At 53.5% G+C, this 13,947-nt stretch carries 17 protein-coding genes and 1 pseudogene; 7 read left to right on the top strand and 11 right to left on the bottom strand.

The window, feature by feature from the left end:
* Positions 1-281 precede the first annotated feature (281 nt).
* Genes ACIGCM_RS13190 through arsC form a run of 3 tightly spaced genes read right to left on the bottom strand, consistent with a single transcriptional unit; the run spans position 282 to position 1,640 of the window.
* Positions 282-692 (bottom strand): DUF2069 domain-containing protein, encoded by a 411-nt coding sequence (locus ACIGCM_RS13190; protein ID WP_397502511.1) that lies wholly within the window; start codon positions 690-692, stop codon positions 282-284.
* Entirely contained in the window at positions 685-1,290 is a 606-nt protein-coding gene (gene wrbA / locus ACIGCM_RS13185) for an NAD(P)H:quinone oxidoreductase (protein ID WP_397502510.1), read from the bottom strand. Before wrbA ends, ACIGCM_RS13190 begins: the two co-directional genes overlap by 8 nt.
* Complete coding sequence (gene arsC, locus ACIGCM_RS13180; protein WP_397502509.1) at positions 1,287-1,640, bottom strand: arsenate reductase (glutaredoxin); 354 nt, start codon at positions 1,638-1,640, stop codon at positions 1,287-1,289. Before arsC ends, wrbA begins: the two co-directional genes overlap by 4 nt.
* 167 nt (positions 1,641-1,807) lie before the next feature.
* On the opposite strand from arsC, the gene ACIGCM_RS13175 reads away from it, so the two are divergent.
* Together ACIGCM_RS13175 and ACIGCM_RS13170 are read left to right on the top strand one after the other, a co-directional pair.
* Complete coding sequence (locus ACIGCM_RS13175; protein WP_397502508.1) at positions 1,808-3,034, top strand: virulence factor BrkB family protein; 1,227 nt, start codon at positions 1,808-1,810, stop codon at positions 3,032-3,034.
* Positions 3,035-3,215: 181 nt separating this feature from the next.
* Complete coding sequence (locus tag ACIGCM_RS13170; protein ID WP_397502507.1) at positions 3,216-3,410, top strand: hypothetical protein; 195 nt, start codon at positions 3,216-3,218, stop codon at positions 3,408-3,410.
* Between the two features lie 33 nt (positions 3,411-3,443).
* Here the strand turns inward: ACIGCM_RS13170 and ACIGCM_RS13165 are convergent, their stop codons facing one another.
* Together ACIGCM_RS13165 and ACIGCM_RS13160 are read right to left on the bottom strand one after the other, a co-directional pair.
* Complete coding sequence (locus ACIGCM_RS13165) at positions 3,444-3,836, bottom strand: hypothetical protein (protein WP_397502506.1); 393 nt, start codon at positions 3,834-3,836, stop codon at positions 3,444-3,446.
* 120 nt (positions 3,837-3,956) lie between these two features.
* Positions 3,957-5,366: a PilZ domain-containing protein gene (locus tag ACIGCM_RS13160; protein WP_397502505.1), complete on the bottom strand. Its 1,410-nt coding sequence runs from the start codon at positions 5,364-5,366 to the stop codon at positions 3,957-3,959.
* Between the two features lie 30 nt (positions 5,367-5,396).
* On the opposite strand from ACIGCM_RS13160, the gene ACIGCM_RS13155 reads away from it, so the two are divergent.
* Together ACIGCM_RS13155 and ACIGCM_RS13150 are read left to right on the top strand one after the other, a co-directional pair.
* Positions 5,397-5,876 carry a TlpA disulfide reductase family protein gene (locus ACIGCM_RS13155; protein ID WP_397502504.1) on the top strand — a complete coding sequence of 160 codons (480 nt, stop codon included), beginning with the start codon at positions 5,397-5,399 and terminating at the stop codon, positions 5,874-5,876.
* Positions 5,877-5,882: 6 nt separating this feature from the next.
* A complete protein-coding gene (locus tag ACIGCM_RS13150) occupies positions 5,883-6,170 on the top strand; it encodes an acylphosphatase (RefSeq protein ID WP_397502503.1) in 288 nt (95 codons plus the stop codon).
* Between the two features lie 71 nt (positions 6,171-6,241).
* Here the strand turns inward: ACIGCM_RS13150 and ACIGCM_RS13145 are convergent, their stop codons facing one another.
* Both ACIGCM_RS13145 and ACIGCM_RS13140 read right to left on the bottom strand, forming a co-directional pair.
* Positions 6,242-7,195: a hypothetical protein gene (locus tag ACIGCM_RS13145; protein ID WP_397502501.1), complete on the bottom strand. Its 954-nt coding sequence runs from the start codon at positions 7,193-7,195 to the stop codon at positions 6,242-6,244.
* Positions 7,196-7,219: 24 nt separating this feature from the next.
* A complete protein-coding gene (locus ACIGCM_RS13140) occupies positions 7,220-8,935 on the bottom strand; it encodes a proline--tRNA ligase (RefSeq protein WP_397502500.1) in 1,716 nt (571 codons plus the stop codon).
* A 114-nt stretch (positions 8,936-9,049) separates the two neighbouring features.
* Between ACIGCM_RS13140 and ACIGCM_RS13135 the strand changes: the two genes are divergently transcribed.
* A complete protein-coding gene (locus ACIGCM_RS13135; RefSeq protein ID WP_397502737.1) occupies positions 9,050-9,457 on the top strand; it encodes a PaaI family thioesterase in 408 nt (135 codons plus the stop codon).
* A 99-nt stretch (positions 9,458-9,556) separates the two neighbouring features.
* On the opposite strand, the gene ACIGCM_RS13130 is transcribed toward ACIGCM_RS13135, so the two are convergent.
* Positions 9,557-10,825: an OprD family porin gene (locus ACIGCM_RS13130; RefSeq protein ID WP_397502499.1), complete on the bottom strand. Its 1,269-nt coding sequence runs from the start codon at positions 10,823-10,825 to the stop codon at positions 9,557-9,559.
* Between the two features lie 698 nt (positions 10,826-11,523).
* On the opposite strand from ACIGCM_RS13130, the gene ACIGCM_RS13125 reads away from it, so the two are divergent.
* Both ACIGCM_RS13125 and ACIGCM_RS13120 read left to right on the top strand, forming a co-directional pair.
* The gene (locus tag ACIGCM_RS13125; RefSeq protein ID WP_397502498.1) at positions 11,524-11,949 is read left to right on the top strand and encodes an HIT domain-containing protein; all 426 of its coding nucleotides are present in this window, start codon (positions 11,524-11,526) and stop codon (positions 11,947-11,949) included.
* Positions 11,950-11,951: 2 nt separating this feature from the next.
* A complete protein-coding gene (locus tag ACIGCM_RS13120; RefSeq protein ID WP_397502497.1) occupies positions 11,952-12,158 on the top strand; it encodes a SlyX family protein in 207 nt (68 codons plus the stop codon).
* Positions 12,159-12,212: 54 nt separating this feature from the next.
* Here the strand turns inward: ACIGCM_RS13120 and ACIGCM_RS13115 are convergent, their stop codons facing one another.
* From ACIGCM_RS13115 to ACIGCM_RS13105, 3 genes and pseudogenes are all read right to left on the bottom strand, one after another.
* Positions 12,213-12,470 (bottom strand): cold-shock protein, encoded by a 258-nt coding sequence (locus ACIGCM_RS13115; RefSeq protein WP_397502736.1) that lies wholly within the window; start codon positions 12,468-12,470, stop codon positions 12,213-12,215.
* Positions 12,471-12,494: 24 nt separating this feature from the next.
* Positions 12,495-12,815: pseudogene (locus ACIGCM_RS13110) on the bottom strand (cold shock domain-containing protein membrane protein); the annotation flags it as partial.
* A 277-nt stretch (positions 12,816-13,092) separates the two neighbouring features.
* Positions 13,093-13,563: a Dps family protein gene (locus tag ACIGCM_RS13105; protein ID WP_397502496.1), complete on the bottom strand. Its 471-nt coding sequence runs from the start codon at positions 13,561-13,563 to the stop codon at positions 13,093-13,095.
* Between the last annotated feature and the right edge of the window lie 384 nt (positions 13,564-13,947).

Below are 13,947 nucleotides of genomic sequence, written 5' to 3'. Positions count from 1 at the left end.
TTTTGGATTATTTGGATTAAAAGCACAAAGCTGATGGTGATAGTGCGTTGAAGGACTACCTGAAAATGCTCACTTACAAGAGTAAACTCCGCGTTTCAGGCAGTCCTTCGCCTTGTCTGACCTACGCTCGCTACGCTTAAAAGTCAGATTTTGGGTTTTGGGTTAAAAGCACAAAGCTGATTCACCAAGGTTAAGCCAAGACCCCGAATATATACTGCCGCAATGGTGGATGAAAAAACGTCTTTGCCCCTACCTAAGCTCCCTAGGCAAGGGGCTTTTCTTTATTGCTCGCCCGCCAGTTTGCGATCGTACTGAAAACGCCAGCGGGTGTAGAGCAGGGCGGTGCAGAATAGAGCGAGGCTGATGACTGTTTCCAGTGCGCCGTAGATTGCTCTTGCCGGGTCGATGGCGGCCAGTATTCCCTGAATAAAGTACAGGTTGATCACGAAGCATAGCCAGGCGTGGGCGCGGGCGTTGCCCAGTACAATGCCCGGGGCGAGTATCAACAGTGGAACTAACTGAATGCTCAACACTACCCAGTTGCGTGCGCCATGCAGGTCAGCAAACGCCAGATTCCATGCAGTAATCAGAATCAGCAGGGCGATGTAGTTAAACAGGCTTAGAGCGCGGCTTAGCTTGACCCGAGGTTCTAACCACTGCAGTTCTGGCAATGGCTTCTTTTCTTTAGCCACGTGGCGTCTCCAATTTCTGTGCGGTTTCAGCCAGGCGCTTGCCAAGTGCTCTGCACAGGGTTTTCTCATGTTCGTCGAGGGTGCGTTTACCGTCTGCCCCTGCATGGTGGCTTGGGCCATAGGGTGTGCCACCGCCGCGGGTTTCAAGCAAGGCCGATTCGCTGTAAGGCAGGCCTGTGATCAGCATGCCGTGGTGCAGTAATGGCATGATCATCGAAAGCAGTGTGGTTTCTTGTCCGCCATGGAGGCTGGCGGTTGAGGTAAACACTCCCGCTGGCTTGCCAACCAAGGCACCGGTTAGCCAGAGATTGCTGGTGCCATCAAGGAAGTACTTCAATGCCGCGGACATATTACCGAAGCGGGTTGGGCTGCCGAGTGCCAAGGCGCTGCAGTTTTTCAGGTCATCCAAGGTGGCGTATAGCGCGCCTTGTTCTGGAATATCTGGCGCAGTGGCTTCGCAATCCGCCGACACTGCCGGTACGGTACGCAGGCGGGCTTCCAGTCCTGTAGCTTCGATGCCTCGGGCGATTTGCTTGGCCATTTCGCTGGTGGCACCGTGACGGCTGTAATACAACACCAAAATATAGGCGGCGCTCACGGCAGAATCTCCAGAATACGCTCAGGTGGTCGTCCAATTACTGCACGATCTCCAGCGATCAAAATAGGTCGCTCAATCAGTTTCGGGTGGGCAACCATTGCCGCTATCAGATCAGCTTCGCTTAGCTCTGGCGCAGCCAAGTTCAATGTCTTGTAGTCATCTTCACCGGTGCGTAGCAGCGCCCGGGCGGTAATTCCGAGTCTGCTGAGCACTTCAGTCAGTTGCCCGGCAGTTGGCGGTGTTTCGAGATAACGGACGATCTGCGGGGCTAGGCCGCGGTCTTCCAGAAGCTGCAATGCAGCGCGTGATTTTGAACAGCGCGGATTGTGGTAGAGCGTTAAATCAGTCATGTGCGGTTCGCATCTTGCGTCAGGTGGCGACTATTCTAACCGTGTCGAGCGAAGAAGTGCGCAGCCCCTCATGCAGTAAAGTCTTGCTTTCAGTTGTCGATTAAGGGCACAACTGATGTATATCAAGGATTAGGCGTGGCTATGACGCGACTCGCTAAGGAGAAGGCATGCTCCAACGGTTAAGAGAGTGGTTCGAGTTTTGGCGCTTCTTGTTGCAGCGGTTTTCTGCTGATCAAGGGATCAGCAATGCAGCCGCGCTGACCTATACCACGCTGTTCGCTGTGGTGCCGATGATGACCGTAACCTTCACCATGCTTTCGGTGATTCCGGCATTTCAGGGCACTGATGTGCAGATCCAAAGTTTTGTGTTTCGCAATTTTGTGCCATCTGCTGGCGAAACGGTTCAGGAGTACTTGCGCAACTTCACGCTTCAGGCCCGTCAGTTAACCTGGATTGGGGTAATTATCTTGGCGGTAACGGCATTTTTAATGCTGGTGACGATCGAGAAAACCTTCAACACCATTTGGCGTGTACGTCAGGCTCGGCGTGGTGTATCCAGCTTTTTGCTGTATTGGGCAATTCTCAGCTTAGGGCCAATCTTGCTAGGTGCTGGGTTTGCAGTCAGCACCTATATCGCTTCTTTGTCATTGATGACCGGGCCGGATGCGCTGCTCGGGGCAAAAACGTTGCTGCGTTTTATGCCGCTAATTTTCAGTATGGCGGCCTTTACCCTGCTTTACGCCACGGTTCCCAATGCCCGGGTGCCCTTTAAGCATGCGCTAATCGGCGGCCTGTTTACGGCTGTTTTATTTGAGGTGGCCAAGACCATATTCGGCCTGTATGTGCGCTTTTTCCCCGGTTATCAGCTTATCTATGGTGCTTTTGCCACGGTGCCGCTGTTCTTGCTGTGGATTTATTTATCTTGGTTGATTGTGCTGTTTGGCGCTGAGCTGGTGTGTAATTTGTCTTCTTCCTACCAGTGGCGGCGGTTGGAGATTCCGCGAATCCTGCTGGTGATGGCCGTTTTGCGCGTTTTTTATGAGCGTCAACAATCGGGTTTGAAGGTGCGTTATCGCGATGTTCGCCGCAAAGGGTGGGCGCTACCCGAGCATGAGTGGGAGGAGGTGTTGGCTTTTCTGGAAAGTCAGCGGCTGGTCACTCCAAGTGGGACTGGCGCATGGGTAGTGAGCCGAGACCTCAGTAATTTTGCCTTGCAGCGCCTGATCACTGAAAGTCCCTGGCCTATGCCGCAAATGGATCAATTGCCTGAAGCAATGGACGAGCCTTGGTACCCGGCATTTCGCCAGTTGCTTGAGCGTTTTCATGAGCAGCAAGCCCGTTTATTCGAGGGCAGCTTGGCACAATGGCTACAGCCGTCGCCGACTGACAAATAGTGTCAGTTTAAGGCGAGCTGCTGCTTAGTCGATGGGGCGCTTGGCAGCTAGCGCCGTTGGGAGTGGCTTGTTCAGCTCTGGCATGCTTCTGGCACAGTGACTAGTAAACACATTAACAACACAATGAACTGAGTGCTTGAGCTGCCATCGGCGCAGTCAGTTACGGAGCGTTAAACGAGTTATGGGTAAAAAGCAGAGCAAGGTCATCGCACTATGCGCACAAGACTCGGACGAAGCGCTGGAGCGGTTAAACCGAATCACTGGGCTGCGTTTTGCGCATTGGCCAGAATCCCTCGCGGCGCAGGCACAAGGCTGTGATGGCGATGAGAAGATGAGCGCAGAGGACGTGGTTGTTGCCGAAAGCATTTCGGCTTAGGTCAAGTTGCGTTGCCTGTTTGAGCTCAAGTGATCAGGCCAATGCTTGTTGAGTCGCGCTCAGTTCGAGTTCGGCAGCTTGCACAAACATCTCTTCAACGGTGAGGGTCTGGAAGCTCACGGCTGTTCGCAGTTGTAGCTGCATGTCTTCAATTTGCTGTTTGAACGGCAGGCGTGCAACGCCCGACAGCATGATCTTGTTGTGACTGTTCACCTGGCCATGATCGACTGCCACTTCACGTCGTTTTCCGGCGTCAGTGAAGGTCACAACCAGTGACGCCGGTAAATTTGCCAGCCCTGGAACCTGAAGCCATACGGCCACATTGTATTCAGCAATACGTCCTTCAAAAGCGGTCACCTGCTGGCGTGCGCTTTTAACAATTCGTGAGGGAACAGGGCCGATTAACGTGTCGTGAGGCTGTGGCATTTGGGCATCCAGGCTGAGAACCAGTCCGGGTAATTATAGGCTTGGCGGTGCAGGCCAAACTGTGCGCTCAAGCGCTGTGTCGCGTGATCGGTCTCGCAGATTTTGTCATTGCTAGGGCGCTTAGCCCAGCCCCACAGGATGACGACTGACAATTGGCGTGTTCAGGTTAGAGGCCGGTAGCATGAGAATCTTTTGGTTGTGGGTGTTGGCTAATTGCAGCCACAGGTTCTCACCCTCAACAAACTGACCAAGCGGCAGCCACACACCGTGATGCCAGCCACTGCCGGGTGCGGGTGTACTTTGCAATAAGCCCGGATGGCTTTGTGCGACGGGTGCCCGGCGCAACCAGACCGGGCGTGGCAAGCCTTTCAGGTAACGCAGGCCAATATGCAAACCCTCTGGGTTCAGGTGACGCCAGCGGATCAAGGCCAAGGTGGGCGTGTCACTGCTGCTGACAATCAAGACTAATTGGCCGACCTGTATAGCCTTTGAACGGTCTGAGTTGCAGAGTAAGCGGGCACCGCCTGCGCTGGCGTCCATTATCTGCGCTTCGGTAGTAGGTGGGCGTTGATCCAGCAATTGGGTATGAATGGCGCTCAGCCCGACCACCAGTTCGCAGTTCGAAGGGCTCGGCGCACGTTCGTGACGTCGCTGTTGACGGCCCATCCAGTGTTGCTGCACGTGATTGAGTACTTTGGCTTCGGCGATTGATTGCAAGGGTGCCGGATCATGCAGGGCTACCAGCAAGGGGCCTAGTTCAAAGCGGCGTAAATACTGGGGGTCGCTTCTTATCGGCTGAGCGAAACTCAAGCAGGGTTGTGACTCGCTCAGATCAACAATTGGCCCGTCGGTTTCGTCATCCTCTTCCCAAGGTAAAAGCCGGGCTAAGCCGGTGAGCGGTGCAAGTGCACTGAATAGCAATAAGCATTCACCTTCATGCAGGTGGAACGGGTTGCTCAGTGCCAGAATCAGCATCTGCTGGTAGACGCCCCGCAAGGTCGGCGCTGGGGCTGGCCTGAAGGCCGCTGCAACTGGTTCATCAAGGCAGTTCTGGTGCTCGCAGATCCAGTAGAGCAGGTGGCAGTCTCGCCAGAGGCTCGGAGGTGGCTCCTGATAGACTTGGTAATGTCGGAGTTGGGTCTGCGCCAAGAAGTGCTGCGCCATGTACAGGCACCATGCCAGATGCGGGCGTGACGGGTTCCGACCTTGCAAGATTTGCAATAATAGGCGCTTAAAGCCAATCGCCAGTTCGCTGCACAAGTGTATATACAGCGCAGGAGGCGGGACTTGGCTTTGCTGAGACAGCGAATAGTGGCGATATTCATCGCTGAAGTTTTGCAGCGCGCGCTGTCTTTCGAGTAAGGTCATTGTGCTGCGATTGAGCCGAAACAAAAGGCTGACGATTTGCTCTAGGGCAGCTTCTTGGGGTTGTGCGCGAGCGTTGCCGAGAAGCTCAACCAGCTCAGATTGTGGTACGCAAGATTCATCAGTGATGTCCGGCACCTCCAAGCGCAAGGCATCGAGTGTCATGTCAACCCTGCCAGCAAGAGGATCGAATACATGGTCGCACAACTCCAATGGGGCATTCGTATAGTTATAGGCGCATTTGCAGTGGTCGTCCTGACAGCATGCTCCGATGCGGTAGGTGTTGACCAGTATGGTCGCAAGGTACCGGTTGAACGGATTGAAGACCAGTGGCTGGTTATCAATTATTGGGCGGAGTGGTGCGCGCCTTGCCGAACCGAGATTCCACAGCTTAACGCGCTGGATAAAGAATTGGCAGATCAGGGGGTCAGCGTTTTAGGGGTCAACTTTGATAACGTGCAAGGTGCCGAACTTAAGAAAGTCAGTGAGGCGTTGGGTATCACGTTTACGGTATTGGCCAGTGATCCTGCCCAGCGTTTTAAATTACCGCGCAGTGAAGCCCTGCCGGTGACTTATATCATTGATAAGTCTGGGCGCATGCGTGAGCGTTTGTTGGGTGAGCAAACCGCAGAGGGGATTAAAGCCAAGCTTGCAACGCTCAAGGCCGAGGGGTAAATCTTAATGAGCAGTGAACACGAAGCCAGAATCAGCATGCATGGTTATATCAGCGGTCGTGTACAAGGGGTTCGCTTTCGTCAATCCACAGCCGAGCAAGCTGAGCAGCTTGGGATTGATGGCTGGGTGAGAAACCTGCCCGACGGCCGGGTTGAAGTGATGTGTGAGGGTGAAAGGCAGGCTATCGAGGTGCTGCGCAAATGGCTAGCACGCGGCCCCAAAAGCGCCAAGGTCGAGTCAATTGAGTTGACCGAGCAAGGGGTTCAAGGCATTGCGGGCTTTATCGTTCGCTAAGCTGTGCTGCACCTATTGCTTCAACCAACAGCCTGCTGCCTAAGCACAGCAGGGGCAGTCAAATTCGCGAGTTAGTCACTGCCGGGGTCGGCTACCAAGCGGCCCGCATCCTTGGTCAGTGAACGCACAAAGGCTTCTTGCAGCTCGGGGTCGTTGCGGGTGAGTTCAATGAGGCTTTGCTCAAGCTCACTGGCTTCTTCTTCAAGGCCTAGCTCGGAGAGTCGCTTGACACGATGCACCCACTGATTGGTGTCGTCTCCCTCAAGGTCGTCGTAAATCAGCCCATGAGCCTCATTTAGCTTGCCCCGCAGGGTGCGGCTGACGAGCAGGCTTGCGTCTGCGTGAACATCGTTGTCGGGGTCTTCAACACTGATGTGCAGTGAACTAACGCGACTGATGTCTTGCTCGGCAAAGGGGCTGTCGAGCAGGTTGATACGCAGTACGCCACTGCGATCGGTTGACAGTTCATGCTGCTGCTCGCCTGCTTTGACCATTACAGGACGCTCAGACCAGGGAAGGCTTGAATATTCCAGGCGAGCATCTTGGCGTTGTTCGTCGATGCTGGCCAGGTTCTGTTGCGAGCGGCCATTGGATTGCACGTTCATAAACGGATTAAGCCCGGCAAAACCGTAGCTGATCCAGCCTTTGGTGGCGGTGTCCGGCAGACTGCCCAGCAGCACCACGTTCAATATGTTTGCCCCCACGCCCGCGACCACAGCTACCGCACCTAGCGGCACTTCGTATAGCTCGCGCCACGGCTGATAAGGCGTGTAGCGGTCGTATTTACGCGTAACCTCGAAAGCGGTGACTTCAAAGGTCTTTTGCTCATTGACCCGAACACGACGCTGCGGCAGTTCTAGCACGCCGGGTTGACCGGCATCTATCTGCAGGCTGTGATCAAGCAATTTGCGCTCAATGCGTTCCTCGTGTTCGCTGCGTTGAGGAAGTTGGTTTGCGCAGCCGCTCAGAAAAACGGCGCCGCAAATTGCGGCGCCGCCAAGGCGTAAGGTGTTTCTATTGAACATGATGACTCTTGCTAAAGGCTGAAATCAGCGGCTGATACGTGTTTTGATAAATGACAGGATGTCAGCGGCTGGAACGGCTTGAGCTTCAGTTTCCACTCTGCTCTTGTATTCCAGGTTGCCTTCAGCAAGGCCGCGGTCACTGACCACGATGCGGTGCGGGATGCCTATCAGTTCCATGTCTGCGAATTTGATGCCCGGACTGGTCTTTTTGTCACGGTCATCAAGCAATACGTCGTAACCGGCAGCGGTTAACTCTGCATAGAGCTTGTCGGTTGCTTCGCGGACAACCTCTGTTTCGTAGCGCAGTGGCACCAAGGCGATTTGGAAGGGCGCCAGTGCGTCATTCCAGATAATCCCGCGCTCATCGGAGTTCTGTTCAATAGCGGCAGCAACAACGCGTGATACGCCGATACCGTAGCAGCCCATGCTCAAGGTCACTGGCTTGCCATTCTCGCCAAGCACTTGGCAGTTCATGGCCTCACTGTACTTGGTGCCCAGTTGGAAGATGTGGCCGACCTCAATGCCGCGCTTGATCACCAGCGTGCCATTACCGTCCGGGCTTGGGTCACCTTCGACAACATTACGCAGGTCAGCCACTTCTGGCAGTGGCAAGTCGCGCTCCCAGTTAACCCCGAAGTAGTGCTTTTCTTCGATGTTCGCGCCAGCGGCAAAGTCGCTCATCATCGCTACAGAGCGATCAATAATGCAGGTAACAGGCATATTCAAAGGGCCGAGCGAACCTGGGCCAGCACCCACCACCGTGCGAATTTCATCTTCTGTGGCGAAAACCAGTGGATTGGCAACCTGTTCAAGGTTGGCCGCTTTGATTTCATTGAGTTCGTGGTCGCCACGGATAATCAGGGCAACCAGCGTGCCTTCTTCGCTGCCATGGGCGACCAGCGTTTTGATGGTCTTTTCGATTGGCAGAGCAAAACCGGTGATCAAATCATTGATGGTCTTGGTGTTTGGCGTGTCGACAAGACGCAATTCTTCGCTTGCAGCGCTGCGTTCAGTTTCACGAGGTACGGCTTCGGCTTTTTCGATATTGGCGGCGTACTCAGATGTATCGCTGAAGGCGATATCATCTTCGCCAGATTCGGCCAGTACGTGGAACTCATGGGAGCCGGTGCCGCCAATCGAGCCGGTGTCAGCTTGTACTGGGCGGAAATCCAGGCCCAGTCGGCTGAACACGTTGCAGTAGGCCTGATGCATGCGCTCGTAGGTTTCTTGCAGGGATTCAGGGCTCGCATGAAAGGAGTAGGCGTCTTTCATGATGAACTCACGGCCGCGCATCAAACCAAAGCGTGGACGGATTTCGTCACGGAACTTGGTCTGGATTTGGTACATATTGATTGGCAGCTGCTTGTAGCTGTTTAGCTCGTTGCGTGCCATATCGGTGATGACTTCTTCGTGAGTCGGGCCGGCACAGAAATCACGACCATGACGGTCTTTCATGCGCAGCAATTCCGGGCCGTACTGCTCCCAGCGGCCAGACTCCTGCCACAGCTCGGCAGGTTGAATACCGGGCATCAGCACTTCAAGTGCGCCAGCGGCGTCCATTTCTTCACGGACTACGCGCTCAACCTTGCGCAGGGTGCGCAGGCCCATAGGCAGCCAAGTGTAGAGGCCGGAAGCAAGTTTGCGGATCATCCCGGCGCGCAGCATCAGCTGATGGCTGACAACGACGGCATCGGAAGGCGTTTCTTTTTGTGTGGCGAGCAGGAACTGACTAGTACGCATGGTTGACCGTTCTGTCTGTTGCAAGGGCAATAAATTGACCGGCATTGTACGGTGCCTGCACCAAGACGTATAGGATGCAGCTATGCACAATAAGAGGAGATTGGGATGTCGGGACTGACTGCTGAGCAAGTACAAGCACTTATCTGGTCTGGATTGCCGCAAGCTGAAGAGATGCAGCTGACCATTGATCGACTTGATTCAGACGGTGTCTTAGCGCGCGTGCCCTTTTGCGCAAGATTGGTGCGCCCCGGTGGCACCATTTCAGGGCCGACCATCATGGCGCTGGCGGATGCAGCAATGTATGCGGTGGTATTGGGCCGGTTAGGGCGGGTTGAGATGGCGGTGACTTCAAATTTAAATATTAACTTTTTGGTCAAACCCAAAGCCGTTGACTTATTAGCGCAGGCTAAGATATTGCGCTTAAGTCGGCGACAAGCTGTCTGTGAAGTTGCATTGTATTCAGCGGGTAATGCCGATGAGTTGGTTGCGCATGTCACCGGAACTTATGCGCTGCCTATTTGAGACTATCGTGCTGTTTATATCGCTAGGCGATAGTTAATCGCGCTAATAAAAAACCCGGCCGAAGCCGGGTTTTTATAACGCTTACAAACTAACCGAGGGTTACAGCACGTCCAGCGGGTAGTCCATGATCAGACGGAAATCGTTGATATCGCCGCCATAGGCGTTGCTCGAGCGGTAGAACGCATTACGTACACGGAAAGACAGGTCTTTAGCCGCGCCGTCCTGAATTACATACTTAGCCTCGATGTCGACTTCACGCTCTTGAGCGTCAGTACCTGTGCCAACGTCAATGTTGTCACCAGCGAGGTAGCGGGTCATAAAGCTCAGACCTGGTACGCCATAGCTAGCCATGTTGATGTCGTAGCGGGCCTGCCAAGAGTTTTCGTCTTTGCCGTTGAAGTCGGAGTATTGAACCGAGTTCGCCAGGAAGATGGTACCGCCACCGTCTACGCCGTAGACATAGCCAGCATCGCCAGTGGAGCTCTGATAGCCAACAGTGAAGGTGTGAGCGCCAATGTTGTAAGCGCCAGCCAAGCTCCAGATGTTGTTGTCAACTTCGCCGTACAGCTCTTCGCCATCACCTTTGGTGTGGTAGCCGTTCAGGTCAAAGTTCAGGCCCTGATCATCAGAGATTGGAACAGTCCAGTTAACGTTCAGGTAAGTCTTTTTGAAGTAGTCTTCAACATCTGAGTAGTGCACGCCAGCACTGAGGTTATCAGTGAAGCTGTAGTTCGCACCGTAGATGTTAGCTGACTTCAGGCCTGTGCCGTCGATGGTGTCACGGCCAGTAGCAACCTGGCTGCTCATGGCGGTGAAGCGACCAGCGCTCAGTTCCAGACCTTCAATCTCGTTGCTAACCAGATAGGTACCAGTTGCAGATTCAGGCAGGATACGGCTGTCGTCAGTGCTGAATACTGGGCTGCCAACAAACATATCGCCATATTTCAGGCCAGTGTTGGAAACGCGGAACTTGATTGCGCCGCCAGCTTGGGACTGAGTTTTCTCGTAGTTGCTTTCGCTATCAGCCGAAAACAGACCGCTGCCGCCGTGACCGCTACCGCCGTCCAACTTCAAGCTGCTCAGCGTGAAAGCGTCAAAGCCAACACCGATGGTGCCTTGAGTGAAGCCCGATTCGAACAGGGTACGCAGACCCCAGCCAGTTTCCTCACGGTAACCGCTGTCACCTTTAGGGGCGGACGGGTTAGGGCCGTTACGGAAATCACGGTTCATGTACAGAACGCGGTTGAAGATGTCGAAGCTGCTATCTTCAAGAAAGCCGTTAGATTCGGATTGGCTAGAGGCGAAAGCCATTTGAGTGCTACCCGCGGCTACTGCCAGGGCCATTACGCTCCACTTCATCACTTGCATCGTGACTGCTCCTTTGGTTTTTTAGAAGAGTTGTGCTACCCAATTAATTATTGTATGGGCGGCTCTTTCTTTTTGTGTCGGCGCTAAACTTATAACACGCAGCCTATAATTGGCGATAGTTGCCATCTGCTCGTTGCTAGTTCTTCTCAGTGATGTCGCAAATACTGATGGAACATGTCGCAATTTTGTAGATTTTACTTGTGTCCTAAATAACGCCAACGGATCTTGTAATTGTTTGGTTTATAAGCCTGATTTGCTGGCTTGCATCGCCGCAATTCAAGCGTTGTCGTAGCACAAAGCAAAAGTCGTGCTCAAAACGCAATCTTTCCTAAATTCCTTGATCATCGAAACCACTCTTGCTGGCGGCTGGGTGATCTGGGGCCATGTTATAGCTAGTCTTTGCGGGCCTCACAAGCATTTTTTCTTGTAATTTCAACGCTTGAGAAGCTGTTTCAATTTTGTATCTGCGCTTTACCCAGTGTTTATCGGGGTGTTGTCCAGGCAGGGTTTTGAACAGCCATTTATTACCGAAGGGAACAAAATGGTGCATCCAAACGCCTGTTTGGAAATACCTGTGCGATCTCTTGGTGCGCAGGCTGTAATGCGTGAACCTCAGCAATAGGTAACCTGGCTGTTGAGCAGGTATCCTTGAGTATTGGCGGCGCAGGTCGCAGCTTTGCTAATGTGTTGGAGGGGTTATGTTTGTATTGGATTCACGCCTGAGCAACGACACGCGAGTCATGGGTGATTTCGCGCTCTGCCGTCTGCTGCTAATGAATGACGCCAACTATCCATGGTTTATTTTGGTACCGCGGCGTGAGGCAGTGAGTGAGGTGTTTGATCTGGATTCGCCTGACCAGCTTTTGCTGTGGCAGGAAACCGCACAGTTGGCTGCATTTTTAAAGCAGGAATTTGTGGCGGATAAGATCAATATCGCGACCTTGGGGAACATGGTCTCCCAGCTGCACATGCATGTGGTTGTTCGGCACACCTCCGATGTTGCATGGCCTGCCCCTGTATGGGGGAAAGTCGCGGCGCGGGCTTATAATGAGGCTGAAATTGACAATTTGCGTCAGCGCCTGGTTTCGGCCAATTTTGCAGGTTTTAGTGTTGTTGAGGGGTGAGGATGGAAATTGAAGGTCGCGTGGTCGAGCTGGAGACGCGCTTGGCGTTTCAGGATGACACCATTCAGTCGCTCAACGATGTGTTGGTTGAGCAGCAAAAGCGTATCGAGTACTTACAGTTGCAGGTTGAGGCACTGGCCAAGCGTCAGCAAGAGCTAACCGGTCAGTTTGAGATTTCTCAAGATGATGAGCCGCCACCGCACTACTAATGATTTTGCTCGCTAATAAAAAGCCCGCTAAACGCGGGCTTCGTGTATCTGTGGTTAGCGCCTTACGGGCGATGCAGCGATTACATCTTCGGCTTGTAGGCCTTTATCGCGTTGCATGACCGAGAATTCAACACGCTGACCTTCGACCAGCACGCGATGGCCTTCACCCCGGATTGCTCGGAAGTGAACAAAAATGTCGTCGCCGGAGTCGCGGGAAATAAACCCGAAACCCTTGGAGGTGTTGAACCACTTGACCGTGCCGTTTTCACGGTTGGCGTCAGTCGGTGCCGATAGGGATTGGCGCGATGCCATGCGCAGGTTGATGCACAGGTGCAGCAGGACCCCGGCAGCCAATACCGCGAGACTAATCAGAATGGCGGGTAAATTTGCAATAACGGGCAAGGGTGCAAGCAATACCAAAGCTTGGAGTACGGTGGCTGTCAATAAAAGTACAGAAACCAGATTTTGCAGATAACTGCGTTGTCCGGCGTGCCAAATCGGCAGTTGTGGGGCAAGGGTAAGGTTGAGGAGGCCAAACAAAGCAAGGCATAGCGCATCGGCGTGTTGCAGGAATGCCGGGGCGTTATTTGTCAGGCTGGGCACAAAAGATAGAAGCAGGGCCGCAAGACCCGTCAGTAGGTGGACGATTTTCAACATGTTCAATGAGCTCACTTAATTTAACGAATCGCTAGGAAAACTGACTGCCTATGCGTTGCCATGGATATGAAAGGCGTGGATAGCTTAAGCAGGCAGGCGTGCTAAAAATGCCAAAACAGGAGTCGCTAGCACGGAGGCGTATTTAACAGTAAAGGGCGGGGCGACTCAATGCCGCAGGTGCGGCTGTTTTGCCGCTCTGATGGTCGCTGATGTTTCTAGCTGGAAATGACAAGGCCCGAACATGTCGGGCCTTGTGGTCGTGCGGCGTGCAGCTTAATTAAGCGGCGAGCAGGCTACGCAGCATCCATGCAGTCTTTTCGTGGACTTGCATGCGCTGAGTCAAGAGGTCTGCAGTTGGCTCATCGTTGACCTTTTCGAGCAGTGGGAAAATACCACGTGCGGTGCGAGTCACAGCTTCTTGGCCTTGAACCAGCAGCTTGATCATTTCCTCTGCGCTTGGAATCCCTTCCTCTTCTTTAATTGAAGACAGGCGGGCGTAAGCTGCGTAGGTGCCGGGTGCTGGAAAGCCAATGGCGCGAATACGCTCTGCAATATCGTCAACGGCAATCGCCAGTTCAGTGTACTGACCTTCAAACATCAGGTGCAGGGTGTTAAACATCGGCCCGGTGACATTCCAGTGAAAATTGTGCGTTTTCAAGTACAGCGTGTAGGTGTCAGCCAGTAGGCGAGAAAGCCCTTCGGCGATAGCGGCGCGATCCTGCTCAGCGATTCCGATGTTGATTTCCATACCATTTATCCTCTCAGGTTGTGCATGAGGTGGTGTGCCCCATAATGGGCAAATTCTAGCACTGGCAGTATGACACTCTGCCTTTGCTTGTCTCAATGAATGTGATTGATTGAGCCTATCTAGAGCCATTAGGTTCAAAAAAACTTGAATGGCGGCTGGCCAGCGCCAGGGGGATGGATTGCTATAACGCCAGCCTAGAACTGCTGATCAGGTGCCTGTGGTTCGATCTGTTAACGAATAGGCGTAGCGGGGCGGCTGCATGTGGCGGCTTAACCATATATAATCTCGCGCTTTGCCGAGATTTATGCCTGTACTGGCGTGTGCCTGATCAACGCAGTGCATATATTTATACGGCCAGATTGGCCTGAAGCTAAATGCTGCAGC

This window comes from Pseudomonas sp. NPDC078700 (genome assembly GCF_044542375.1).
Lineage (GTDB): Bacteria > Pseudomonadota > Gammaproteobacteria > Pseudomonadales > Pseudomonadaceae > Aquipseudomonas.
This window is presented reverse-complemented; position numbering and strand designations above follow the sequence as displayed.

Coding starts and splice junctions, on each gene's coding strand:
- arsC (WP_397502509.1), bottom strand. CDS start 1,640: ATGACTGATTTAACGCTCTACCACAATCCGCGCTGTTCAAAATCACGC.
- ACIGCM_RS13175 (WP_397502508.1), top strand. CDS start 1,808: ATGCTCCAACGGTTAAGAGAGTGGTTCGAGTTTTGGCGCTTCTTGTTG.
- ACIGCM_RS13170 (WP_397502507.1), top strand. CDS start 3,216: ATGGGTAAAAAGCAGAGCAAGGTCATCGCACTATGCGCACAAGACTCG.
- ACIGCM_RS13165 (WP_397502506.1), bottom strand. CDS start 3,836: ATGCCACAGCCTCACGACACGTTAATCGGCCCTGTTCCCTCACGAATT.
- ACIGCM_RS13160 (WP_397502505.1), bottom strand. CDS start 5,366: ATGACACTCGATGCCTTGCGCTTGGAGGTGCCGGACATCACTGATGAA.
- ACIGCM_RS13155 (WP_397502504.1), top strand. CDS start 5,397: ATGGTCGCACAACTCCAATGGGGCATTCGTATAGTTATAGGCGCATTT.
- ACIGCM_RS13150 (WP_397502503.1), top strand. CDS start 5,883: ATGAGCAGTGAACACGAAGCCAGAATCAGCATGCATGGTTATATCAGC.
- ACIGCM_RS13145 (WP_397502501.1), bottom strand. CDS start 7,195: ATGTTCAATAGAAACACCTTACGCCTTGGCGGCGCCGCAATTTGCGGC.
- ACIGCM_RS13140 (WP_397502500.1), bottom strand. CDS start 8,935: ATGCGTACTAGTCAGTTCCTGCTCGCCACACAAAAAGAAACGCCTTCC.
- ACIGCM_RS13130 (WP_397502499.1), bottom strand. CDS start 10,825: ATGCAAGTGATGAAGTGGAGCGTAATGGCCCTGGCAGTAGCCGCGGGT.
- ACIGCM_RS13125 (WP_397502498.1), top strand. CDS start 11,524: ATGTTTGTATTGGATTCACGCCTGAGCAACGACACGCGAGTCATGGGT.
- ACIGCM_RS13120 (WP_397502497.1), top strand. CDS start 11,952: ATGGAAATTGAAGGTCGCGTGGTCGAGCTGGAGACGCGCTTGGCGTTT.
- ACIGCM_RS13115 (WP_397502736.1), bottom strand. CDS start 12,470: ATGGCATCGCGCCAATCCCTATCGGCACCGACTGACGCCAACCGTGAA.
- ACIGCM_RS13105 (WP_397502496.1), bottom strand. CDS start 13,563: ATGGAAATCAACATCGGAATCGCTGAGCAGGATCGCGCCGCTATCGCC.